The sequence below is a fragment of the Pseudomonas sp. Pseusp49 genome, assembly GCF_059491875.1.
Window position 1 is genome coordinate 6267914 of record NZ_CP168514.1, and the last position, 25095, is coordinate 6293008.

The window sequence follows — 25095 nt, forward strand, 5'->3', positions numbered from 1 at the left end:
ACGGCGACCCGAAGGTCGCCGTTTTGTTTTGCCTGAAGACTTACGCCGCGCTGAACATCTTGTGCGGATCGATCACAAACTTCTTCGGCACGCCCGCATCAAACTCGCCATAACCCTGCGGAGCCTGATCCAGGCTGATCACCTGAACACCCACCACTTCGGCGATGTTGATACGGTCCCACATGATCGCTTGCATGAGCGCGCGGTTGTACTTCATGACCGGGGTCTGGCCGGTGTGGAAGCTGTGGGACTTGGCCCAGCCCAGGCCGAAGCGGATGCTCAGGCTGCCCATTTTCGCGGCAGCGTCGACAGCACCCGGGTCTTCGGTCACGTAGAGGCCGGGAATGCCGATCTTGCCGGCCACACGCACAACGCCCATCAGCGAGTTGAGCACGGTGGCCGGGGCTTCGTGTTTCACGCCGTCATGGCCATGGCCACGGGCTTCGAAGCCGACGGCGTCGATGGCGCAATCCACTTCCGGTTCGCCCAACAGTGCGGCGATCTGTTCGTGCAGCGGCGTGTCCAGGGACAGGTCGGCAATCTCGAAGCCCTGGGCTTTGGCATGGGCCAGTCGAACGGTGTTGACGTCACCGATGATCACCACCGCAGCGCCCAGCAGGCGAGCGGATGCGGCCGCCGCCAGACCGACCGGACCGGCACCGGCGATGTACACAGTGCTGCCTGGGCCAACGCCGGCAGTCACGGCACCGTGATAGCCGGTCGGCAGGATGTCGGAGAGGCAGGTCAGGTCGCGGATTTTTTCCATGGCCCGGTCGCGATCCGGCAGTTTCAGCAGGTTGAAGTCGGCGTACGGCACCATGGCGTATTCCGCCTGGCCACCGGTCCAGTCACCCATGTCGACATAACCGTAAGCACCGCCCGGGCGGGCCGGGTTGACGCTCAGGCACACGCCGGTGTGCATTTCCTTGCAGGAACGGCAGCGCCCGCAAGCCACGTTGAACGGTACAGACACCAGGTCGCCGATTTTCAGGTTCTCGACGTCGCTGCCCTTCTCGATCACTTCGCCAGTGATTTCATGGCCCAAAACAAGGCCGGTTTGCGCCGTGGTACGCCCGCGCACCATGTGCTGGTCGGAACCACAGATGTTGGTGGAAACCACTTTGAGAATGACCCCGTGCTCGATCTTGCGACCGCGCGGGTCCTGCATTTTCGGATAGTCAATCTTCTGTACTTCGACCTTGCCAGCGCCGAGATACACCACACCACGATTGCCAGACATGCTTTCACCTCGCTGTTGTTTTTATGGAACCGCGTCGCCCAGGCAGGCAGCGCGTTAAATGCTCGGTAAATCAAAAGATCGCAGCCTTCGGCAGCTCCTACAATGACCGCATCCCCCTGTAGGAGCTGCCGAAGGCTGCGATCTTGGCGATATCGAAATCGCTACAGGACCACCGTCCTGTTCGCATTCAAAAACACGCGACGCTCAATGTGATAACCCACCGCCCGCGCCAGCGTCAGCCCTTCGATATCCCGCCCCTTGGCGATCAAGTCTTCCGGGTAATGGCTGTGGTCCACTGCCTCGACGCCCTGGGCAATGATCGGGCCTTCATCAAGGTCGTTGTTGATGTAATGCGCCGTGGCGCCCACCAGTTTCACCCCCTTGTTGTAGGCCTGGTGATAGGGCTTGGCGCCCTTGAAACCCGGCAGCAGGGAGTGGTGGATGTTGATCGCCTTGCCGTCGAGCTTGCGGCACAACTCCGGCGACAGCACTTGCATGTAGCGCGCAAGGATCACCAGCTCGGCACCGGACTCTTCGATCACCTGCCACACCTGACGCTCTTGCGACGGCTTGTCGTTCGGGTCCAGCGGGAAGTGGTAGTACGGAATCTGGTGCCAGTCAGCCAGCGGCTTGAGGTCCGGGTGGTTGGAGACCACTGCGGCCACATCCATCGACAACTGGCCGATGCGCTGGCGATAAAGCAAATCGTTGAGGCAGTGATCGGCCTTGGAGACCATGATCACCACTTTCGGCCGATAGTTCGGTTCAGTCAGTTCGAAGGTCATGCCGAAGGCTTCACCGCGTGAAGCGAGCCCCGCGCGGAATGATTGCTCGTCGAAACCGTCGGGTTGACGGAATTCCACACGAATGAAGAAACGGCCCGAGAGCCGATCATCGAAAGAGTGGTGCTCGGTGACGTAGCAGCCCTGCTCGAACAGAAAGCGGGTCACCGCGTCCACGGTGCCGAGGACGCTGGGGCAGTCGGCGGTCAGAATCCATGTGTCTGGGGCGCGGCTCATGGTGCGGTGACTCCTGTTTCAACATCGGTGATCACAGAGAATCCTGTGTTGAGCTTGCCTGTGGCGAGGGGGGCTTGCCCCCGTTGGGCTGCGCAGCAGCCCCAAGTCCTGAGTGTGCGATCTAACAGGTACACCGCATTCACTGGTTTTACGACTGCTTTGCAGCCGAACGGGGGCAAGCCCCCTCGCCACAAAAAACAGCCACAGCCATAGGTCGTTTTAAGCCTGCACGCTCAGCCCGTACTCGGCAGAAGCATCCTGCAACCACAGCCACCAGTAATCAGAGAAGCTGCGACGAATCAGCAGTTCCCAGGTGTCTTCGGCGGTGTGACGGATCATCAGTTGCGACTTGGCGAACACCGTGCCGACCGCTTTACCCACCGGGAAGTTGTTCGGGTGCACGTCGTAGCTGGTGGACTTCATCAGCACCTGGCGCACGTTCGGACCGCTCAGTTCGAGGAGTTGCTGGCCGCCGCTGACGTTGACGATTGCAATGTGCAGATCGCCCAGTGCTTCGCGCAGTTTCTGCTCGGCGGCCAGTTCTTCACCGGTCGGCACGATCAGCAGCCATTCATCCGGCCCCATCCACTGCAGGCTGGTTTCGCCTTTGACGATGACGCTCAGTGCGCCCGGCAATTCGATGCCCAGGGCCTTGTGCACACCGGCGGCGAACGCGGCATCGTGGCCGTCGCCACGAATGGTCAGGTGGCCGAGGAGTTTTTTCTCACGCACGGTCACGCCGGCGTTCTTGCGACCCTTGCCCACCAGGCTGGCGAGGTCGGCATGATGCAACGACGACTCGGCCTTGGCCCCGGAGGTTGGGCGTTGTTGGTAAACATTGGCTGCGGTCATAAAGCACCTGTTCTGAATTCTGTTGGTTCCGGCCCTTGTGGTGGCTGTTGCGCCGCCTTCGCGAGCAGGCTCGCTCCCACATTCGACCGCATTCCCCTGTGGGAGCGGGCTTGCTCGCGAATGGGCCGACTGGGTGTCATTGCCCACTCACAAGTCTTGAAGCCATCAAATGTTCTGGCGTTCGCCTTTCGGATCGAAGAACACCGAAGAAACGATTTCCGCCTCGATCACGCTGCCGTCGGCCAGCGGTGCGAACACTCGCTCGCCCATCCGCTGCAACCCGCCCTTGACCACGCCCATGGCAAACGAATAGCCCAGGGAGTTGTGCAGGTAACTGGAAGTCACGTGACCCACCATGGTCATCGGGATGGCTTGCTTGGTGTTGAACACCAGTTGCGCACCTTCCGGCAGCCATTTGGTCGGATCGATAGGCTTCAGGCCAACCAGCTGTTTGCGCTGATCACGCACGCAGTCTTCACGGTTCATGCCGCGCCAGCCGATCCACGAGAACGGTTTCGTGCGACCGACACACCAGCCCATGTTCAGGTCGTCCGGGGTCATCGAGCTGTCAGTGTCCTGACCGACGATGATGAAGCCCTTCTCGGCCCGCAGTACGTGCATGGTTTCAGTGCCGTACGGCGTCAGGTTGTACTTCTTGCCGGCGTCGACGATTTTTTCCAGCACGCCCATTGCGTAGTCGGCTTGCACGTTGACTTCGTACGACAGTTCACCGGTAAACGAAATCCGGAACACTCGCGCCGGCACTCCGCCGACCAAACCTTCTTTCCAGGTCATGAACGGGAAGGCTTCGCTGCTCAAGTCGACGTCGGTGACTTCGCTGAGCAGCTTGCGGCTGTTCGGCCCGGACAGGGTCATGGTTGCCCAGTGGTCGGTGACGGAGGTGAAGTACACCTTCATGTCCGGCCATTCGGTCTGGTGGTACAGCTCCAGCCACTGCAGCACGCGTGCCGCGCCGCCGGTGGTGGTGGTCATGACGAAATGGTTGTCGGCCAGGCAGGCCGTCACACCGTCGTCGAACACCATGCCGTCTTCTTTGCACATCAGGCCGTAACGCGCCTTGCCCACGTCGAGCTTGGTCCAGGCGTTGGTGTAGACGCGGTTGAGGAACTCGCGCGCATCCGGGCCCTGGATATCGATCTTGCCCAGGGTCGAAGCATCCAGCAGGCCGACGCTGTCGCGCACGGCCTTGCATTCGCGCTTGACCGCGGCATGCAGGTCTTCACCGGATTTCGGGAAGTACCACGGACGTTTCCACTGGCCGACGTCTTCGAACTCGGCGCCGTTTTTCAGGTGCCATTGATGCAGCGCGGTGTAGCGTACCGGCTCGAAGATGTGCCCACAGTGACGACCGGCCACGGCGCCGAAAGTCACCGGAGTGTAGTTCGGACGGAACATGGTGGTGCCCATCTGCGGGATGGTCACGTTCAGCGAGCGGGCAGCGATGGCCAGGCCGTTGACGTTGCCGAGCTTGCCCTGATCGGTGCCGAAGCCCAGTGCGGTGTAGCGCTTGACGTGCTCGACCGACTCGAAGCCTTCGCGGGTCGCCAGTTCGATGGCGGCGGCGGTGACGTCGTTTTGCAAGTCGACGAATTGCTTCGGCGCACGTGCGGTGTTCTTTTCATGGGGTACCTGGAACAGCGCCAGGGTCGGCTCTTCGAGACGGCTCAGGGCTTTTGGCAACACACCTTCAATCGTCTGGAACCCGGCTTCGGCAGCGGCGCGGGCGCCACCTTCAAAACCGTCAGCCAGAGAATCGCCAAGGCCGTAGACACCGTTGATGCCACCGACGCATACACGCTTCTGCGGTGCTTCACCCGGTACGAAACCGAGGATGTCTTCACGCCAGATCGGCTTGCCACCCAGGTGCGAAGCCAGGTGAACCACCGGGCTGTAACCACCGGAACTGGCCACCACGTCGCATTCAAGCCATTCGCCAGGACTGGTCACGGCGTGGGCCTTGACGTCGATGGCGGCCACACGGGCAGCGGTCACGCGCTTGCTGCCACGAGCCTCGATCACGGCGCTGCCGGTGAGGATGCGGATGCCTTTGGCACGCGCCTCTTCCACCAGCGCACCTCGCGGGTTGCTGCGGGCGTCGGCGATGGCCACCACTTGCAGGCTGGCATCGAGCCAATCCAGGGCAACGCGGTAGGCGTGGTCGTTGTTGGTCGACAGAACAAGCTTCTTGCCCGGTGCCACACCGTAACGACGCACGTAGGTCGAGATGGCGCCGGCGAGCATGTTGCCCGGCACATCGTTGTTGCCGTAGACCAGTGGACGCTCGTGAGCGCCGGTCGCCAGCACCACACGCTTGGCACGAACCCGGTGAATGCGCTGACGCACCTGGCCAATCGGTGCGCGGTCGCCGAGGTGATCGGTCAGGCGCTCGTGGATAGTCAGGAAGTTGTGGTCGTGGTAGCCATTGACGGTGGCGCGCGGCAACAGCAGCACGTCCGGGGTGTTCTTCAGTTCGTCGATGACGCTGGCGACCCACTCGGTCGCAGGCTTGCCGTCGAGGCTTTCGCGGGAATCGAGCAGGCTGCCGCCGAACTCTTCCTGTTCGTCAGCCAGAATCACACGGGCACCGCTGCGCGCAGCCGCCAGTGCAGCCGCCAGGCCGGCAGGGCCAGCACCGACGATCAGCACGTCGCAGTGCTGGTTCATGTAGTCGTAGGTGTCCGGATCATTCTCGGTCGGCGAGCGGCCCAGGCCGGCAGCCTTGCGGATGTACTTCTCGTAAGTCATCCAGAACGATTGCGGGTACATGAAGGTTTTGTAGTAGAAACCCGGCGGCATCAGCTTGCCGCCGACCTTGCCGAGAATCCCCATCATGTCGTTGTTCACGCTCGGCCAGCCGTTGGTGCTGGTGGCGACCAGGCCTTGATACAGCGCCTGTTGCGTAGCACGCACGTTCGGGATCTGCGTGGCTTCGGTGGCGCCGATCTGCAGCACCGCGTTCGGCTCTTCGGCACCGGCGGCGAAGATGCCGCGCGGACGGGAATACTTGAAGCTGCGACCGATGATGTCGACGCCGTTGGCCAGCAGTGCAGCGGCCAGGGAATCGCCTTCGAAGCCTTTGTAGTTCTGGCCGTTGAAGGTGAAGCTCAGGACTTTGTTGCGGTCGATCCGTCCGCCATTGGACAGGCGATTGATCTGGCTCATACCTTCTCTCCCAGAGCCGTGCTGGCCGCTTTCGGGCTATCGGTCTTGTCGGTGAATTGTGGCTTGGTGCCGATCTTGTAGGTTTCGAGAATCTCGTAGGTCACGGTGTCGCGGGTGACGTTGAAGTACTGACGGCAACCGGCGACGTGATCCCATAGCTCGTGGTGCAGACCGCGCGGGTTGTCGCGGAAGAACATGTAGTCGCCCCACTCCTCGTCGGTGCAGCTGTTCGGATCCAGTGGGCGCGGGATGTGCGCCTGGCCGGATGCATGGAATTCCTCTTCGGAGCGCAGTTCGCCGCAGTGAGGACAGAAGATATGCAACATGGGGATTTCTCCTGTTAGTGGGCAACCGCAGCAGCGCCGTGTTCATCGATCAACGCACCGTTGTGGAAACGGTCGATGGAGAAAGGTGCGGCCAACGGGTGCATTTCACCCTTGGCCAGGCTTGCGGCAAACACGTTGCCCGAGCCAGGTGTGGCCTTGAAGCCGCCGGTGCCCCAACCGCAGTTGAAGAACATGTTCGGTACCGGGGTTTTCGAAATGATCGGGCAGGCATCCGGGGTGGTGTCGACGATGCCGCCCCACTGACGGTTCATGCGCACGCGGGACAGTACCGGGAACATCTCGACGATGGCCTGGATGGTGTGTTCGATCACCGGGTACGAACCACGCTGGCCGTAGCCGTTGTAGCCGTCGATACCGGCGCCGATCACCAGGTCGCCCTTGTCGGACTGGCTGATGTAGCCGTGCACGGCGTTGGACATGATCACGCTGTCGATAATCGGCTTGATCGGCTCGGACACCAGCGCTTGCAGCGGGTGGGATTCGATCGGCAGGCGGAAACCGGCGAGCTTGGCCATGTGCCCGGAGTTACCGGCAGTCACCACGCCGACGCGCTTGGCGCCGATGAAACCCTTGTTGGTTTCCACGCCGATGCACACGCCGTTTTCCTTGCGGAAGCCGATCACTTCGGTCTGCTGGATCAGGTCCACGCCGAGGGCGTCGGCGGCCCGGGCAAAGCCCCAGGCCACGGCATCGTGACGGGCCACGCCGCCGCGACGCTGGACGGTTGCGCCCATCACCGGATAGCGGGTGTTCTTGGAGCAGTCGAGGTACGGAATCTCGTCGGCAACCTGTTTGGCATCCAGCAGTTCGCCGTCCACGCCATTGAGGCGGTTGGCGCTGACCCGACGCTCGGAATCACGGATGTCCTGCAGGGTGTGGCACAGGTTGTAGACGCCGCGCTGGGAGAACATCACGTTGTAGTTCAGGTCCTGGGACAGGCCTTCCCACAGTTTCATCGCGTGTTCGTACAGGTGGGCCGATTCGTCCCACAGGTAGTTGGAGCGCACGATGGTGGTGTTGCGCGCGGTGTTACCGCCGCCCAGCCAGCCTTTCTCGACCACGGCCACGTTGGTGATGCCGTGCTCCTTGGCCAGGTAGTAAGCCGTGGCCAGGCCATGCCCGCCACCGCCGACAATGACCACGTCGTAGACCTTTTTCGGGGTCGGCGTGCGCCACATGCGCTGCCAGTTTTCATGGTGGCTGAGAGAGTGTTTGAAGAGGCCGAAGCCCGAGTAGCGTTGCATAGTCATTTACTCCAAAACCGCACTCAGCGATAAACCGGGAAGTCCGCGCACAAGGCTGCCACTTGCTCGGCGACATTGGCCTCGACATCGGCATCGCCGAGGTTGTCGAGGATGTCGCAGATCCAGCCGGCCAGCGTGACGCACTGGGCCACCTTGAAGCCGCGCGTGGTCACCGCCGGGGTGCCGATGCGCAGGCCGGAGGTCACGAACGGCGACTGCGGATCGTTCGGCACAGCGTTCTTGTTGACAGTGATATGGGCGCGACCGAGGGCGGCATCCGCGTCCTTGCCGGTCAGGCCCTGACGGATCAGGCTGACCAGGAACAGGTGGTTGTCGGTACCGCCGGACACTACATCGTAGCCGCGTTTGATAAACACGCCGGCCATGGCCTGGGCGTTGTCGATCACTTGTTGCTGGTAAGCCTTGAAGCCAGGCTCCAGCGCTTCCTTGAAGCACACCGCCTTACCGGCGATCACGTGCATCAGCGGGCCGCCCTGGGCACCCGGGAAAACTGCTGCGTTGAGCTTCTTCTCGATTTCTTCGTTGGCCTTGCACAGGATCAGGCCGCCACGCGGACCGCGCAGGGTCTTGTGGGTCGTGGTGGTGACCACGTCGGCATAAGGCAGCGGGTTCGGGTACAGACCGGCGGCGACCAGACCGGCAACGTGGGCCATGTCGACGAACAGCAGCGCACCGACCTTGTCGGCGATCTGGCGGAAGCGCGGGAAGTCGAGGGTCTTGGAGTAGGCCGAGAAGCCGGCAACGATCATCTTCGGCTTGCACTCGACGGCCAGGCGCTCGACTTCGTCGTAGTCGATCAGACCGGTCTTGGTGTCGATGCCGTACTGCACCGCGTTGTACAACTTGCCCGAGGACGACACTTTGGCGCCGTGGGTCAGGTGACCGCCGTGGGCCAGGCTCATGCCGAGGATGGTGTCGCCGGCTTGCAGCAGGGCCAGGTACACGGCGCTGTTGGCCGAGGAACCGGAGTGCGGCTGGACGTTGGCGTAATCGGCGCCGAATAGTTGCTTGGCGCGCTCGATGGCCAGGGCCTCGACCTTGTCCACGTGTTCGCAACCGCCGTAATAGCGCTTGCCCGGGTAACCTTCGGCGTATTTGTTGGTCAGGCCGCTGCCCTGGGCCTGCATCACGCGCTTGCTGGTGTAGTTCTCCGACGCGATCAGCTCGATGTGATCTTCCTGACGTTGCTCCTCGGCATTCATCGCCGCCAGCAGTGCATCGTCGTAACCCTGGATCTGGTCTTGCTTGCTGAACATCGCGTCTCTCCCAGCGGCGGCGGTGCGCCATTCGTCTCGGTGAGGCACTGGCTTTTCGGCAGTGCCCTTTGGTAGCGATGGTATGACTGGCTTGGAGTCGTCAAATGCCTACGGGCGCCACGCAAAGGTGCGTTTACGACATGGACTGCCAAGCGGGGATACGTATGCCTCTGTAGGAGCTGCCGAAGGCTGCGATCTTTTGACCTTGCCGTTCTAAAAGATCAAAAGATCGCAGCCTTCGGCAGCTCCTACAGGGTTATGCGAGAGATTCGCGCAGGGCCAGAAGAATGAGGAAATGCGCCGGATAGAGCGCATACGCCCAACGCCGCATCGGTGGTGGATTTACGCCCTTGGCATGTCGCAACAAGAACAGTCCGAGCCATGGCCCAATCAGACAAGCGGCGATAGCCGGAATGGCCGCGTGATTGCCCAGCCGTGCCGCGTGATACAGCACCTGCCATTGATTGGCTGCCAGACAGACCAGCCCCGCCACCAGAGCGAAATACCAGGGTCGTCGGAACACCAGCAGCATCACCCACGGCAACAACACACCAAAGAACCCGAACATCAATCGCTGGGAGAAAAACGCCGCCAGCAAGACCGCGCCAGCTGCCAGCAGTCGCGATACAAGCGCCGGCTGCTGCCAGCCACGAACCACCAGCAAGCCCAGGGCAAGGGTGGGCAGCACGTTCAAGGTGTCGGGATGGGGAATGAACATCCGGTAGGGAACTTCACTCACCGCGCTAAACAGCAACAACCACCCCAGATAGCGCCACTGGCCACCGGTCGGCGTAATCCGCTCGCGCGCCAGATTGGCCGCCATCGCCAGGCAGAACCACGGAAACGCCAGGCGCCCCGGCACATACAACCAATCGGCGGAATAACCGACATATCGCAGGTGATCGAGCAGCATGCTCAAAAGCGCCAGCCACTTGAGCAGATCCAGTGCCCCGTCGCGCTGCTTTAACTGCATGGTCTTGTGCATGATCTCCTGCGTTGTCACGTGCATAATTGCCCTTCGACACTGTATTTTCCAAACAGCGACATCCTGTGCGCTCCACCTGACGATCTTGGGTACAGTGCGCACCCTCATTGACCACGGGACGCTTCACCATAGGCATCTCGACCACGGAAGCAGGCCATGACCGACAAGAGCCAACAATTCGCCAGCGACAACTATTCCGGCATCTGCCCTGAAGCCTGGGCGGCCATGGAACAGGCCAACCACGGCCACCAGCGCGCCTACGGCGACGACGAGTGGACCGCCCGCGCGTCCGACGATTTCCGTAAACTGTTCGAAACCGACTGCGAAGTGTTTTTCGCCTTCAACGGCACCGCCGCCAACTCGCTCGCGCTGTCCTCGCTGTGCCAGAGTTACCACAGCGTGATCTGCTCGGAAACCGCTCACGTCGAAACCGACGAATGCGGCGCCCCGGAATTTTTCTCCAACGGCTCCAAGCTGCTGATCGCCCGCACTGAAAACGGCAAGTTGACCCCGGAATCGATCCGCGAGGTCGCGCTCAAGCGCCAGGATATCCACTACCCGAAACCTCGCGTGGTGACCCTGACCCAGGCCACCGAAGTCGGCAGCGTCTACACCCCGGACGAAATCCGCGCCATCAGCGCCACCTGCAAGGAGCTGGGCCTGAACCTGCACATGGACGGCGCACGCTTCTCCAACGCTTGCGCATTCCTCGGCTGCTCCCCGGCCGACCTGACCTGGAAGGCCGGCGTCGACGTGCTGTGCTTCGGCGGCACCAAGAACGGCATGGCAGTGGGCGAGGCGATTCTGTTCTTCAACCACAAACTCGCCGAAGACTTCGATTACCGCTGCAAACAGGCCGGGCAGCTTGCTTCAAAGATGCGCTTCCTGTCGGCACCCTGGGTCGGCATCCTGGAAAACGACGCCTGGCTCAAATACGCCAACCACGCCAACCGCTGCGCCCAATTGCTGGCCGAACTGGTCAGCGACATTCCTGGCGTGGAACTGATGTTCCCGGTGCAGGCCAATGGCGTATTCCTGCAACTCTCGGAACCGGCCATCGCTGCCCTGACCACCAGGGGCTGGCGTTTCTACACCTTCATCGGCAACGGCGGCGCACGCTTCATGTGCTCGTGGGATACCGAAGAAGCGCGCGTGCGCGAGCTGGCGAAGGACATCCGAGAAGTCATGGCATAACCGCGATCCCGTTTGGCGAGGGGGCTTGCCCCCGTTCGGCGGCGCAGCCGTCGTAAAACCGACTTATGCGATCTGCCTGCCAGGTCGCGTGCTCAGGCTATGGGCCTGCTACGCAGGCCAACGGGGGGGCGAGCCCCCTCGCCACAGGTTCGCTCACCTCTTCCCTGCCCACATTCAGTCACATCTCTTGCCGCAGCGCCTGAACGACTTCGTCTACATTGTTTGTCGAGCCGATCCGCTCACATAACAACAATCAGGAGCGTCAACATGTCCTTGCAAGGCAAAACCCTGTTCATCACCGGCGCCAGCCGCGGCATCGGCCGCGAGATAGCCCTGCGAGCCGCACGCGATGGGGCCAACATTGTGATTGCCGCCAAAAGCGCCGAACCCCATGCCAAGCTGCCGGGCACGATTTTCAGCGTGGCCCGGGAAGTGGAAGCCGCAGGCGGCCAGGCGCTGGCCTTGCAGGTGGATGTGCGGGAAGAGGATGCCGTACGTGCGGCCCTGGCCCAGGCCAACGAACATTTCGGCGGTATCGACGCACTGATCAACAACGCCGGGGCGATCAAGCTGACCGGGGTCCAGCACCTTGAACTGAAACGCTTCGACCTGATGCACCAGATCAACACCCGTGCCGTATTGCTGTGCAGCCAGGCTGCGTTGCCGTACCTGAAGAAGTCCGGTGGCCACATCCTCAACCTGTCTCCGCCGCTGAACCTGGCCACCAAGTGGTTCGCCCAATACAGCCCCTATACCGTCACCAAGTACGGCATGAGCATGCTGACCCTGGGCATGAGTGAGGAATTCAGGAATTACGGCATCAGCGTCAACTCGCTGTGGCCACAAACGATGATTGCCACTGCGGCCATCGAGTTTCAGTTGGGGTCGAAGGAATCGTTCAAGCATGCGCGAACGCCTGCAATCATGGCGGATGCGGCGCATGTGATTCTGAGCAGCACAAACCGCAGCCTGACCGGGCGGTTGTTGATCGATGAGGAGATCTTGCGTGAACAGGGCATTACCGAATTCGAACACTACCGGTTTGCACCAAACACCTCAGACACGCTGATGCCCGACTTGTTTGTCGACTAAGTTATTCAGAACACCCGTGTAATCAGCCCCTCACCAAGTCTCTATAAAGAGCGGTGAGGGAACTGACGTAGATATTCCAAGCATTAGCCTGAGCAGTGACTGCCAGACCTCAACCCATCTCAAATACAAACAACGCCCTCCTGGATAGTTATTCTTGATGCGAGCACTTACACCGCACAGCGTCCAGCTGTGCCGGACACTTATAAACTCTGCTCGCACACCAACTTATTATTCAACACTTTGTCACAGACAATAAAAATGCAATACATATATATCGCACCATTCATGAATACACTCACAACAATAGCCACTCAATCACGCGTCAATCACTATAAAGGCTAAATATGGAAAATCTTTCAAGCGTCGACGCCGTCACTAGCGCACCAACTGCACTGACGGATGCTAAAAACACCATACTCCCGGAAAATGCTCCTGTTGAAAGAGCCTACTCCAAATATGTATTCCGATTGGAAAAACGCAGTGACGAGGATGATCTGCTAGTGGTTATCAGCGCTCATGACAATGTCATTTTCGACTGCAACTGGCACACTGCCCCAATAAGCAAACTCTTAAAAACCTCGTCGGGCTATTACCTTATAGATCGACCTAGCTTTGCTTCGACAAGAATGGGTTGCCCCGAAAACTCACGGTATGTGGAAAGGCATCAAATATTGGCGACCGATCGCATACTCCCCTATGACAGCAGCGTGCCGATCGTCATCCACGCCTTGCAATATATTTATGTCACTTACGAAGTTATAAACAAAGCAGACGCAGACAACCTAAAATCCCCTCAACCTGGACGGACTGAACCCTCACAACCTGCACCAGATATCGCCCCGCCGATGAGTGAATAACTAGCCCTCACGCGTCTATTAACTAACAGCCACAAACACAATCCATGAGAAGGACGACGAAAGTCGTCCTTCATTTAACACCTGCTACTTTTATCCATCCCCCTCAAAACTCGATCCGCACATCCCCCTTCGGCACGCTGCAGCACGACAGGATGAACCCTTCGGCTTCGTCTTCCTCGGTGATCCCGCCGTTGTGCTCCATCTCCACTTCGCCACCCAGCTTCAACACCTTGCAGGTGCCGCAGATGCCCATGCCGCACGCTTTCGGAATCATCAGGCCAACCTTGGCCGCCGCCGCATGCACGGTCTCGCCCGGAGCCACGCGGATGCTCTTTCCGGAGGCGGTGAACTCCACCTGATGCAAGTCCGCCGCATCGACTTCCGGTGCCTCGGCCGCTTGTACTGCATGTTCTACCGCATCGGCGCGCGCCTCTGGCGGGGTCGCACCGAAGGATTCTTCGTGGTAACGCGACATGTCGAAACCTGCGCCTTCGAGCAAGCGCTTGACCGCATTCATATAGGGTGTCGGGCCGCAGCAGAATACTTCGCGCTCGAGGAAGTCAGGCGCCATCAATTCAAGCATTCTGTGGTTCAGGTAACCGCGATAACCGGCCCAGGGCTCACCCATGCCGTGCTTCTCGCAGATCAGGTGCAGGCTGAAGTTCTCAATCCGCGACGCCATGTGCTCCAGCTCGCGGTGGTAAATGATGTCCTTCGGCGAACGGGCGCTGTGGATAAACACCATGTCTACATTGCCGTTGGTGTCGTAGAACCAGCGCGCCATGGACATCACCGGCGTGATACCCACGCCGCCGCTGAGGTAGAGCACCTTCGGCGCGGTGAAGTCCATGGCATTGAACAGCCCGACCGGGCCGTGCACCGCCAGCTCCTGGCCTTCGTGCAGGGTGTCGTGCAGCCAGTTCGAGACCTTGCCGCCCGGCACGCGCTTGATGGTCACCGAAAAGCTGTAGGGTACCGACGGCGAGCTGGAAATGGTGTACGAACGCATGATCGGCTGGCCTTCGATTTCCAGCTCCAGGGTGACAAACTGCCCCGGCTTGAAGAAGAACAGGATCGGCTGGTCGGCCATGAAGCAAAAGGTGCGCACATCCCAGGTTTCCTGGATGACTTTGACGCAACGGACGATGTGCCGACCATTGGCCCAGGTCTGGGTGGTTACCGGATTCAGGAAGCTGTTGGACATGCTGATCTCCACGGCCGACTGCCGGCCTTCATGTTGGCGATTCTGCGTATAGCGCGGATCACCCATTTACCTATCTGCGACATTGACATGCTTATCGCGACCAGCCCCCAACGACCGGGGCTTGCGCGTCGGGAACAGATTGCACCATGTCGCCCATGGATAAGGTTCTGGCCTGCGCCGGCCCCACACTCGCCCCATACCAAGACACATTCTTTACACCTTGCGTAGCAACCCCTGATTAGCCACTTTCGCCGGCCACGCAGATGGCCTTGAGGATTAAACGATGGACGTCACTACTACCCTGAGCCTGGGCGATCCGCTGGAACCCGCACGCAAGGCCACCGCGCAGATGCTGCAGGAGCGCGAGCGCACGTTCTCGCTGCCGCAGCCGTTTTACTCCGACGAGCGCCTGTTTGATATCGACATGCAGGAAATCTTTCAGAAAGAGTGGCTGATCGCCGGCATGACCTGCGAGATCCCCACCAAGGGCAACTACCTGACCCTGCAGGTCGGCAAGAACCCGATCATCGTGATCCGTGGCGCCGAAGGCGTGGTGCACGCGTTCCATAACGTCTGCCGCCATCGTGGCTCACGCCTGTGCACCAGCGACAAGGGCAAGGTCGCCAAGCTGGTTTGCCACTACCACCAATGGACCTACGAACTCGACGGCCGCCTGCTGTTCGCCGGCACCGAGATGGGCGCCGACTTCGACATGAATCAGTACGGCCTCAAACCGGTGAACGTGAAGACTGCCGGCGGCTACATCTTCATCAGTCTGTCGGAGAACCCGCCAGCCATCGATGACTTCCTGTCGACGCTCAACCACTACATGGAACCGTACGACATGGAAAACACCAAGGTGGCGGTGCAAACCACCTTGATGGAAAAGGCCAACTGGAAGCTGGTGCTAGAGAACAACCGCGAGTGCTACCACTGCAACGCATCGCACCCTGAACTGCTGAAAACCCTGCTGGAATGGGACGACGTCACCGACCCGCGCGCCGACCAGGCGTTCAAGGACCACGTGGCCGCCTCCGCCGCTGCCTGGGAAGCCGAGAAGATCCCGTACGCCCACGCCAGCTTCGGCCTTCGCAACCGCATCGTGCGCATGCCGCTGCTCAAGGGCACCGTGTCGATGACCATGGACGGCAAACAGGGCTGCGCCAAGCTGATGGGCCGCATCAAGAACCCGGACCTGGGCTCGATGCGCATCCTGCACCTGCCGCACTCCTGGAACCACTGCATGGGCGACCACATCATCGTGTTCACCGTGTGGCCGATCAGCGCCCAGGAAACCATGGTCACCACCAAGTGGATCGTGCACAAGGACGCGGTCGAAGGCGTGGACTACGACGTGGAGCGCATGCGCCAGGTCTGGGACGCCACCAACGACCAGGACCGTCGTCTGGCCGAAGAGAACCAGCGCGGCATCAACTCCACCGCGTACCAGCCTGGCCCGTACTCCAAGACTTATGAGTTCGGTGTGGTGAACTTCGTGGACTGGTACAGCGAGCGTCTGCTGAGCAACCTGGGGGCCGAGCCTGCGCCGTACCTCAAGGGCGTTCCGGTCAGCGGCTGATCAAGATCAAAAGCTTCGCGAGCAAGCCCGCTCCCACAGTGGATCGGTGGCGTACACACTTTTGTGAACGACACGGACCAATGTGGGAGCGGGCTTGCTCGCGAAAGCCCCCTCACTTTCCCCTAATCATCTGGAACTGTACGAAATATGACCTATCTCGTTCAGGCCTATGCCCGCCGCACCTCCCAGCCTTCCGCAAACAAGTTATCCACATCTCCACCCACAGCTATTGGGGACAACTGTGGATATGCTGGAAATTTTCTTCACGAAAACCAAAGAAAAACCGCGACTTATCCAGAAGCCTGCTTCTACGGATGGACTGGTCGTTTTTTGATCTAAAGCCTGAAAGCCACGTCCTTAAAGGCGTTTAGAGGATGGCAAACACCTTATCCACAGAAGCGCCAACAGACTTTGGGGTTAACTTGAAAGGTTCTGTGGAAAACCGCAGAAACCTTGAAAAATTCAGCGTTTGAGTGAAAGCCGCCAATGCAAAACCACCTTTTGATCACTTTATGATCAGACGCCTGCGCACCGCTATTTACAAGGCCTGCAGCCGATAGCAAACATCTTATCCACAGAAGCGCCAACAGAGATTGGGGGCAAGTCTGCCTTAACAGCAGCACTTATCCCCTTGAAAAAGCTTGGAAAAACCACGAACCAGGCTGGTTGTTTTTTGAACGACGCCTTGCGGAGCTTGATTTACATGGGGCGTAGCGAGGGGCGAACATGTTATCCACAGAACCACCAACAGGGATTGTGGGTAAACACCAACGCTTCAGACTTTATTGAAGCATGAGCGACCTGAGTCCAGGTCCAGGTTCAATTCAAAGTCCTTGAAGGCGCGCCAACCGAGCAATATCGACGGCACGTATTGCCCGCCCAACAGCGACGGCGGGATGGTAAAGCCCGGGTAGTACTTGTAACTGACCGCCATGATGTTGCCTTGCAAGACCAATATGCCGTCAAAGCGCTGAAAGTGCCGGTTGTCGCCGGTATAACCGTTCGAGCTTCCTGGTGTCAGTGCCTGCACGGCATTGACCTGCCTGCCAGGTGACGCGGCCGTCAGGTAGTCGACATTTCCCGTATCGATGATGGCCTGCGTTGTCCTGCGATCCAGCTGAGCGGCCACCACCAGCCGCTGGTTGAGATCCTGGCGGCTAAAGGCAATGAACGCATCACAGCGACTGACAGGCGCAGGATTGAGTTCCAGGGCGCTTCTGGTGATTTTCAAGCGCCCCAGTTTGCTGATCAGGTCCAGCCCCAACAAATTATCCCGGTCGCTGACAAACACCAGGACATTCCTGAACTCGCGTGTGCCGACTTTGAGTGACCGGAGAATGCCCAGCCTGGCGGCCAGGCCCTTTTCGCCATAAAACGTGCTGTAGCGATACTGAGCATCGGGCAACAACCTGATGCCCATCTGCTTCGCAGTATCGATGTTGACCCGGGTTTGCGGTGCCCCCGTGTCCAGTACAAAACGCGCCGAGACACCGTTGGCCGCACCGACATCGATAAACGGCAGCACTTCCTGCGCAATGTAAAAGTCGTTGGCATACGGATGCAGCGGCAGTACCTCATGTCGCGCCGAACCGCTGACCGAGAAATTCCCCGTCGTCGCCAGGATGGCCAGTGATTTGTCGCCGAACATGGAGAACAGGGGTTTCAGATCGGCGCTGGCCTCTATCGCCCGGGCATGCCCGCCCTTGATCGCCAGATAGTATTCGGGGAGTTGGTTGGCGACCTTGGCTTCGAGCATTCTGGCCAGGACCGTCACCGAACAGTCGAGGTGCTTATCGGCATCCGGCACCTTGCCGCACTGTTGCCGCAACTGAGCCAGGGACGCGTTGCGCCCCTGTTCGCTCTCGACCCACTGATAAAAGTCCTGATCGGCCACGGGTGCTTTTGTCTCGACAGCAGACACCACCCCTGTGGATACCCACATGGCTGTAAAAAAGAGCGCCAAAAGAGCGAAAGTCTTCATATTCAAGCCAGTCATAAAACCGGGTTTTATGAGTCAGCGCTGAATGTCTGAAAACTCCCGAAAGCGTGCCACACCCTTGATCAGCGCATAGAAAACTGTAGCTCACCGCCCTTGTCAGCGTGGAGCCAGAAAAAAGATGGGGGGCGCTGTGGATAACTGTCGCGGTTCGAACAACCCCCTATCCAGCTCAGGGTCTGTGCATAAGATAGGCATCACCCGTGACGCGGATCATGGGGTGAGGGGTAACTTGGCAGGTCTTGATGATTCCGAAGCCGTGTCGCTCGTAAAAACGCCGGGCCCCAGTGTTGGCGGCATAGTCGATCAGGCTCAGGCCATTGAGCCCCAGCCGGTCGGCCCGTTCTTGGGCATGGGCGAGAAACTGCAGGCCCAGCCCCCGGTTACGCCAGCCTTCATGCAGGGCCAGGCTGGAGATATACAGGGTGTCGGGCACTTCCATGTCGGCATAAGGCGCCAGCACCGGGTCGGTCGTCGGCACCGCCAGTGGATCGTGGCGCATCGCGTAACTGTGCATCATGCCAATGACCTGACCATCGGCCTCGGCAATCAGGCAGTTCTGGTAGGAGAAATCGACGTCGTCCCGGGCATATCGAATGGCACCGACGTCCAGCAATGTCTGGCCAGGTTCGGCCAGTTGGCTCCAGATATAATCCGAAGCGCCTTCCGATGAAATCTGGAACAGACGCGCAATCTCACGCGCGTCTGCACGCACTGCCGAACGAAATTCAACTGCCATTGTTTTCTCTGTCAGATTTATACGATTCACATGTAGGAGCTGCCGCAGGCTGCGATCTTTTGACCTTCATTTTTAAAAACAAGATCAACAGATCGCAGCCTGCGGCAGCTCCTACAACAAGCCCTAGCGGACTACACCTTCTTCAATCAGAAGCTTGAGAATCGCCTCGGCGCCGGCCTGGGCCGTCACGCCTTTGAGCACCTGCCCGCCTCCACCACTGGCCTTGGCCGTCGCGGCTTTCATGCGGTCGGCGCCGCTCTTGGCCTTGATCACTTTCAGGCGCTTGGGCCGTGGCTTGGCCGGTTGCAGGCTGGCAACCGCAAGCAGTTCATCATCGATGACTTCAACGTCCTGCGCTTGCAGCACGCCGCGTCGGGCCGGGCCATACGCGCTCTGGCGAGGCTTGGGCGCGGCGTTGTCCACCGTTGCCAGAAACGGCAGGCGCACCTTCAGCCGACGACGTTGACCGCGCGGCAAGGCTTGCAGCACCAGCGCCGAACCGCCATCGATGGACTCGACCTGTGCCAGCCCCACCACCAGCGGCCAACCCAGGCTTTCGGCCAGCAGGAAGGGCAGCATGCCCGAGCCTTCACCGGTTTCCGCCTGGCTGCCGGTCAATACCACCTGAGCACCGGCATCGCGCAGATACTCGGTCAATGCCGGCAGCGCATCGGCACCCTCGGGCTGCTCAAGCACATGCAACTGTTCCAGGCCCATGCCCAGGTAAGCGCGCAGCGCAGGCTCGGCGACATCGCCAGCATGCAGCACCTGCAAGTTATCCCCAGCCAGTTGCAGGCCCAGTTCCACCGCCCGCGCATCCTGTTCCGCACGACGCGGCCGACCGGACGTCGGGTGGGCGCCGATGGACACCAGGCTGATGATTTTCGTGCTCATAACCCTTTCCTTCCCTTAAGCCGCATCGCGCTTGGCGTCGTTGCGGTAAGCCTCTACGGCGTCGATCAAGGCTTGAAGAATCTCCGCGCTCTCGCCGATCACCGAGAGGTCGGCACGCTTGATCATGTCGCAGCCAGGGTCGAGGTTGATCGCCACCACCTTGTCGCAGGCACCGATGCCCTGCAGGTGCTGGATCGCCCCGGAAATCCCCACGGCCACATAGACCCGTGCAGTCACCCAGGTACCGGACGCCCCGACCTGACGATCGCGGGCCATGAAGCCGTCGTCCACCGCCACCCGCGATGCGCCCTCGGTCGCGCCGAGGGCTTCGGCGGTCCTGTGGAAAAGTCCCCAGTCCTTGACCCCGTTGCCGCCGGAGAAAATGAACTCGGCCTCGGCCATCGGAATCGCCGCCGGGTCCACCGCCACCGCGCCCAGATCTTCGATCCGCGACAGGCTGCGCGCCACGGTTGTGGATAACTCCACCGGCAATGCTTCATGACGGGTTTCACTGACCGGTTCGGCGCACTCGGCAGCCGCCAGAATCAAGCGCGCCAACGGACGGGCAAGGTCTTGCAGACCGGCACCGGCGCGGCCGATGCACTCCTGATCCTTGACCTGCCAGACCCGTGTGGCCGGGCGTTCGCCCAGGGCGGCGGCAAAGCGCCGACCCAGTTCCCCGCCACCGGTGCGACTGTCCGGCAACAACCAATGACGCGGGCTGAACTGGTTATCCACAGCCCGCAGACCCTGGACCCGTTGCTCCGGTGCATAACCGTTGAATGCTTCGCCTTCCAACACCAGCAGGCGGTCCACGCCCGCCGTGGCAAAAGCGCTTTCCTTGTGCTCACCGAACACCACGGCCAGCACCGCGCCGTCCTTGCCGGCCAGTTGATGGGCCAGGCCCAGCAGGTCGCGGTCGTGACTGCTCAAGCGGCCACCGACCATATCCGGCACCACGCTGATGTAAAACGCCGGTGCGGCCACCTGATGCAATGGCAATTGCACTTCAACCGCGACTGAACGCTTAGTCGTCCCGCCCTGCTGGGCGCCACTGCGGTCGATGCGCTTGATGCCATTGGGGCCGATAAAGCCAATGCCATGGGGATTCTTGCGGATGACACCGTTAGGCCCCATCCAGCTGTGTTGCGCCGGTTGCATGGCCGCGTGCAGTGGATGCAGACGGTTGCGGGCGATCCATTCGGCCCGCGGGTCGCGGCGGATAATGTCGCTCATCAGTGGGCCTCCGCAGGTTCGCGCTTGACGGGTGTCTTGGCGGGCGCAGCGTCGTCGAGCAACGCGTCGGCCACCAGTTCGGCGATGTCCTTGATCAGCGGCCGGGGTTCGACCACGCCTTCGAGCATCGCGGTGCACTGTGGACAACCCACGGCCACCAGTTCGGCACCGGTTTCGCGGATGTCTTCCATGCGCATGTCAGGAATGCGTTGCTTGCCCGGAATGTCGGTGATCGGCGCACCGCCGCCACCGCCGCAGCAGCGGGAGCGGAAACCGGAGCGTTGCATCTCTTTCACTTCGATCCCGAGGGCACGCAACACCTGGCGCGGCGCCTCGTATTCGCCGTTGTAGCGGCCGAGGTAGCACGGGTCGTGGTAGGTCACGCTGTCGCCTTTGTGCTGGCCAAGATTGAGCGCGCCAGCATCGATGATTTCCGCCATGTAAGTGCTGTGGTGCTGCACCAGGTAGTTACCGTCGAAGGCGCCGTACTCGTTTTTCAGCACGTGGAAGCTGTGCGGATCGCAGGTGACGATGCGGTTGAAGCTGTACTTGGCCAGGGTCTGGATGTTGCGCTTGGCCAGCAACTGGAACGTTGCTTCATCGCCCAGGCGCCGGGCCACGTCACCGCTATCGCGTTCTTCCAGGCCGAGCACGGCGAAGTCGATTTTCGCCGCCTTGAGCACTTTGACGAAGGCGCGCAGGGTGCGCTGGTTGCGCATGTCGAAGGCCCCGTCGCCGACCCAGAACAGCACGTCGGTGGATTTCTTTTCGCTGAGCAGGTTGAGGTTCAAGTCCGCCGCCCAGTTCATCCGCCCGCCCGGCGCAAAGCCGCCCGGGTTGTCGGTGGCGATCAGGTTTTCCAGGACTTCGGCGCCCTTGTTCGGGGTGGCGCCCTTTTCCAGGGTCAGGTGACGGCGCATGTCGACGATGGCATCGACGTGCTCGATCATCATCGGGCACTCCTCGACGCAGGCGCGGCAGGTGGTGCACGACCACAGGGTTTCAGCGTCCACCAGACCGTTGACGATCGGTTGATGCGGATTACCGGCGTGCTCACCGATGGCCTTGCCCGGATACGGACTGCCGGCGAACTTCGCATCGGTACCGCCAGCCAGGCCGACGACCATGTCCTGAATCAGTTTTTTCGGGTTCAGCGGCTGGCCGGCGGCGAACGCCGGGCACGCGGCTTCGCATTTACCGCACTGCACGCAGGCATCGAAACCGAGCAACTGGTTCCAGGTGAAATCCTTGGGTTTTTCCACACCCAGTGGCGCAGTCAGGTCGCTAAGATCCAGCGGCTTCAAACCAGTGGAACGGCCGCCACCGAAGCGCTCGGCGCGACGGTGCCAGGCCAGGTGCAAGGCGCCGGCAAAGGCGTGCTTCATCGGTCCGCCCCAGGTCATGCCGAGGAACAGCTCCGACACGCCCCACAACACGCCAACCCCGAGAATCGCTGCCAACAGCCAGCCGCCGAAATTCTCCGGCAGAATGCCCGCCACCGGCAGGGTCACCAGGAAGAACGAGACCGAGAATGCCAGCAGGCTTTTCGGCAGGCGCATCCACGGGCCTTTCGACAGGCGCGCCGGCGGGTTGCGCCGACGCAGGTAAACGAAGATCGCGCCGACGAACATCACCGCCGACATCAGCAGCAGCGCATAGCCGAGGAAGCGGTTATGCAGGCCGAAACCATGCACCAGAATCGCCAGCACGATGGACGCCACCGCACCGCCGGCCGTGGCGACGTGGGTGTTGGCAATGTATTTGTCCCGCGCCACCACATGGTGCAAGTCGACCATGTAGCGCTTGGGCATGGCGAACAGGCCGCCGATCAGGTCGACTTTCGAAGCCCGGCCTCGGCGCCACATGGCCACCCGCCGCAACGCGCCCAGGACACCAAGGCCCAGGGCTGCGAACAACAGGATTGGAAGAAGGGTGTTCAACATGGTGAAGCTCCCACCAGAACATCTTGGAGAAACGCGGTCGGTGTGTAGGAGCTGCCGCAGGTTGCGATCTGTTGATCTTGATCTTGAAAACAAAATCAAAAGATCGCAGCCTGCGGCAGCTCCTACACAGGGGGTGTCAAAAGCTTAGAAATCCTTGCACAACCGCAGCGCATCATAGATCGCCGCGTGCACGTTACGCTGGGCCACGCAGTCGCCGATGCGGAACAGCAGGTAACCGTCGCTGCTCTGTTCCAGGCAAGGTTGCGGCTTGATCGCGAACAAGGCTTCAACGTCGATCTGGCCTTTGTTGCGCGAACCTTCCTTCAGCGCGTAGTAGATTTCTTCGTCCGGACGCACGCCGTTTTCCACGACCACCTGGTCAACCACCCGCTCCTCTTTGGCACCGGTGTATTCGTTTTCCAGTACCGCTACGAGCTTGTCGCCTTCGCGGTAGACCTTCTCCAGCATCATATCGCCGGTCATGATCACTTCTTTCGGGTACATGCTGCGGTAGTACGTCGGGAACGATGTGCCCCCGATGGCCACGCCCGGCTTGATGTCGTCGGTGACGATCTCGACCTGGCTGCCCTTGTCGGCGATGAAGTCAGCGGTCGACATGCCGGTGAATTCGCAAATGGTGTCGTAGACCAGCACGTTCTTGCCCGGTGCAACCTTGCCGTCGAGGATGTCCCAGCTGCTGACCACCAGGCCTTCAGCCGCGCCCCAGTGTTCGTTCTGCTCGATGAACGGATGACCGCCGACGGCCAGCACCACCACGTCCGGACGCAGATCCATGATGGTTGGCGCGTCAGCCGCGGTACCCAGGCGCAGGTCGACTTTCAACCGCGCCAGTTCCAGTTGATACCAGCGGGTGATACCGGCGATCTGGTCCCGTTGCGGGGCTTTCGATGCGGTGGTGATCTGCCCGCCAATGAATTCCTTTTTCTCGAACAGGGTCACGTCGTGGCCACGCTCGGCAGCCACGCGGGCGGCCTCCATCCCGGCAGGACCGGCGCCGACCACCACCACCTTGCGTTTCACGCCAGTGGTTTTTTCGATGATGTGCGGCAGGCCCATGTATTCACGAGAAGTCGCGGCGTTCTGAATGCACAGCACATCCAGACCCTGGTACTGACGGTCGATACAGTAGTTGGCACCGACGCATTGTTTGATCTGGTCGATCTGGCCCATCTTGATCTTGGCGATCAGGTGCGGGTCGGCGATGTGCGCGCGGGTCATGCCGACCATGTCGACGTAACCGCCTTCCAGGATACGCGTGGCCTGGTTCGGGTCCTTGATGTTCTGCGCGTGCAGCACTGGAACCTTGACCACTTCCTTGATGCCGGCAGCCAGATGCAGGAACGGCTCCGGCGGATAACTCATGTTCGGAATCACGTTGGCCAGGGTGTTGTGGGTGTCGCAACCCGAACCCACGACGCCGATGAAGTCGAGCATGCCGGTATCGTCGTAATACTTGGCGATCTGCTTCATGTCTTCGTGGGACAGGCCGTCCGGGTGAAACTCGTCACCACAGATGCGCATGCCCACGCAGAAATCGTCACCGACCTCGGCGCGTACGGCTTTCAAGACTTCCAGACCGAACTTCATCCGGCCTTCGAAGGTGCCGCCCCATTCGTCGGTACGCTTGTTGACCCGCGGGCTCCAGAACTGGTCGATCATGTGCTGGTGCACCGCCGACAGTTCAACACCGTCCAGGCCACCGGCCTTGGCACGGCGAGCCGCTTGAGCGTAGTTACCGATTACCCGCCAGATTTCTTCCGGCTCGATGGTTTTACAAGTGGCACGGTGAACTGGCTCGCGCACACCCGACGGCGACATCAGCGTCGGCCAGTTGAAGCCGTCCCAACGCGAGCGACGACCCATGTGGGTAATCTGGATCATGATCTTGGCGCCGTGCTTATGCATGGCATCGGCCAGATTCTGGAAGTGCGGAATGATGCGGTCGGTGGACAGGTTCACCGAACTCCACCATTCCTGCGGGCTGTCGATGGCCACGACGGACGAACCGCCACAAATCGCCAGGCCGATCCCGCCCTTGGCTTTCTCTTCGTAGTACTTGACGTACCGATCGGTGGTCATGCCGCCGTCGGTGGCATAAACCTCGGCGTGCGCGGTGCTGAGCACGCGGTTACGGATGGTCAGTTTGCCGATCTGGATCGGCTGGAACATTGCTTCGAAAGCCATGGCGGGTTC

19 protein-coding genes are annotated in these 25095 nt (G+C 60.6%); 4 read left to right on the top strand and 15 right to left on the bottom strand.

Going from position 1 to position 25095, the window contains the following annotated elements:
- Positions 1-40: 40 nt before the first annotated feature.
- The 8 genes from fdhA to ACEN83_RS28075 form a co-directional block, all read right to left on the bottom strand.
- Positions 41-1240 carry a formaldehyde dehydrogenase, glutathione-independent gene (gene fdhA, locus ACEN83_RS28040; RefSeq protein ID WP_007980407.1) on the bottom strand — a complete coding sequence of 400 codons (1200 nt, stop codon included), beginning with the start codon at positions 1238-1240 and terminating at the stop codon, positions 41-43.
- A 161-nt stretch (positions 1241-1401) separates the two neighbouring features.
- Positions 1402-2259 carry a formyltetrahydrofolate deformylase gene (gene purU, locus ACEN83_RS28045; RefSeq protein ID WP_116582294.1) on the bottom strand — a complete coding sequence of 286 codons (858 nt, stop codon included), beginning with the start codon at positions 2257-2259 and terminating at the stop codon, positions 1402-1404.
- Between the two features lie 219 nt (positions 2260-2478).
- Positions 2479-3111, bottom strand: coding sequence for a sarcosine oxidase subunit gamma (locus tag ACEN83_RS28050; protein ID WP_116582295.1), 633 nt, complete (start codon positions 3109-3111; stop codon positions 2479-2481).
- A 165-nt stretch (positions 3112-3276) separates the two neighbouring features.
- Positions 3277-6294, bottom strand: coding sequence for a sarcosine oxidase subunit alpha (locus ACEN83_RS28055; protein WP_495578936.1), 3018 nt, complete (start codon positions 6292-6294; stop codon positions 3277-3279).
- Complete coding sequence (locus ACEN83_RS28060; RefSeq protein ID WP_007980417.1) at positions 6291-6620, bottom strand: sarcosine oxidase subunit delta; 330 nt, start codon at positions 6618-6620, stop codon at positions 6291-6293. The genes ACEN83_RS28055 and ACEN83_RS28060 overlap by 4 nt, the downstream gene beginning before the upstream one ends.
- Before the next feature lie 14 nt (positions 6621-6634).
- Entirely contained in the window at positions 6635-7885 is a 1251-nt protein-coding gene (locus ACEN83_RS28065) for a sarcosine oxidase subunit beta (RefSeq protein ID WP_007980419.1), read from the bottom strand.
- A 23-nt stretch (positions 7886-7908) separates the two neighbouring features.
- Positions 7909-9162: a serine hydroxymethyltransferase gene (glyA, locus tag ACEN83_RS28070; RefSeq protein WP_007980421.1), complete on the bottom strand. Its 1254-nt coding sequence runs from the start codon at positions 9160-9162 to the stop codon at positions 7909-7911.
- Between the two features lie 256 nt (positions 9163-9418).
- On the bottom strand, positions 9419-10171 hold the full coding sequence (locus ACEN83_RS28075; protein WP_495578937.1) for a TraX family protein: 753 nt from the start codon (positions 10169-10171) through the stop codon (positions 9419-9421).
- Positions 10172-10303: 132 nt separating this feature from the next.
- On the opposite strand from ACEN83_RS28075, the gene ACEN83_RS28080 reads away from it, so the two are divergent.
- The 3 genes from ACEN83_RS28080 (at position 10304) to ACEN83_RS28090 (ending at position 13290) form a co-directional block, all read left to right on the top strand.
- Positions 10304-11341, top strand: a complete 1038-nt coding sequence (locus tag ACEN83_RS28080; protein WP_495578938.1) for a threonine aldolase family protein — start codon at positions 10304-10306, stop codon at positions 11339-11341.
- A 267-nt stretch (positions 11342-11608) separates the two neighbouring features.
- A complete protein-coding gene (locus ACEN83_RS28085; protein ID WP_495578939.1) occupies positions 11609-12433 on the top strand; it encodes an SDR family oxidoreductase in 825 nt (274 codons plus the stop codon).
- 344 nt (positions 12434-12777) lie between these two features.
- A complete protein-coding gene (locus tag ACEN83_RS28090; protein ID WP_495578940.1) occupies positions 12778-13290 on the top strand; it encodes an ecotin family protein in 513 nt (170 codons plus the stop codon).
- Between the two features lie 103 nt (positions 13291-13393).
- On the opposite strand, the gene gbcB is transcribed toward ACEN83_RS28090, so the two are convergent.
- Entirely contained in the window at positions 13394-14494 is a 1101-nt protein-coding gene (gbcB, locus tag ACEN83_RS28095) for a glycine betaine monooxygenase reductase subunit (protein WP_015097131.1), read from the bottom strand.
- 283 nt (positions 14495-14777) lie between these two features.
- On the opposite strand from gbcB, the gene gbca reads away from it, so the two are divergent.
- The gene (gene gbca, locus ACEN83_RS28100) at positions 14778-16073 is read left to right on the top strand and encodes a glycine betaine monooxygenase oxygenase subunit (protein WP_492584902.1); all 1296 of its coding nucleotides are present in this window, start codon (positions 14778-14780) and stop codon (positions 16071-16073) included.
- Positions 16074-16848: 775 nt separating this feature from the next.
- Here the strand turns inward: gbca and ACEN83_RS28105 are convergent.
- The 6 genes from ACEN83_RS28105 to dgcA form a co-directional block, all read right to left on the bottom strand.
- Positions 16849-18015 carry a retropepsin-like aspartic protease gene (locus ACEN83_RS28105; protein WP_495578941.1) on the bottom strand — a complete coding sequence of 389 codons (1167 nt, stop codon included), beginning with the start codon at positions 18013-18015 and terminating at the stop codon, positions 16849-16851.
- Between the two features lie 226 nt (positions 18016-18241).
- The gene (locus ACEN83_RS28110) at positions 18242-18808 is read right to left on the bottom strand and encodes a GNAT family N-acetyltransferase (RefSeq protein ID WP_495578942.1); all 567 of its coding nucleotides are present in this window, start codon (positions 18806-18808) and stop codon (positions 18242-18244) included.
- A gap of 123 nt (positions 18809-18931) precedes the next feature.
- Positions 18932-19702 carry an electron transfer flavoprotein subunit beta gene (etfB, locus tag ACEN83_RS28115; RefSeq protein WP_007975510.1) on the bottom strand — a complete coding sequence of 257 codons (771 nt, stop codon included), beginning with the start codon at positions 19700-19702 and terminating at the stop codon, positions 18932-18934.
- Positions 19703-19717: 15 nt separating this feature from the next.
- Entirely contained in the window at positions 19718-20938 is a 1221-nt protein-coding gene (etfA, locus tag ACEN83_RS28120) for an electron transfer flavoprotein subunit alpha (RefSeq protein WP_495578943.1), read from the bottom strand.
- Entirely contained in the window at positions 20938-22881 is a 1944-nt protein-coding gene (dgcB, locus tag ACEN83_RS28125) for a dimethylglycine demethylation protein DgcB (protein ID WP_495578944.1), read from the bottom strand. Before dgcB ends, etfA begins: the two co-directional genes overlap by 1 nt.
- 144 nt (positions 22882-23025) lie before the next feature.
- A complete protein-coding gene (gene dgcA / locus ACEN83_RS28130) occupies positions 23026-25086 on the bottom strand; it encodes a dimethylglycine demethylation protein DgcA (RefSeq protein ID WP_495578945.1) in 2061 nt (686 codons plus the stop codon).
- Between the last annotated feature and the right edge of the window lie 9 nt (positions 25087-25095).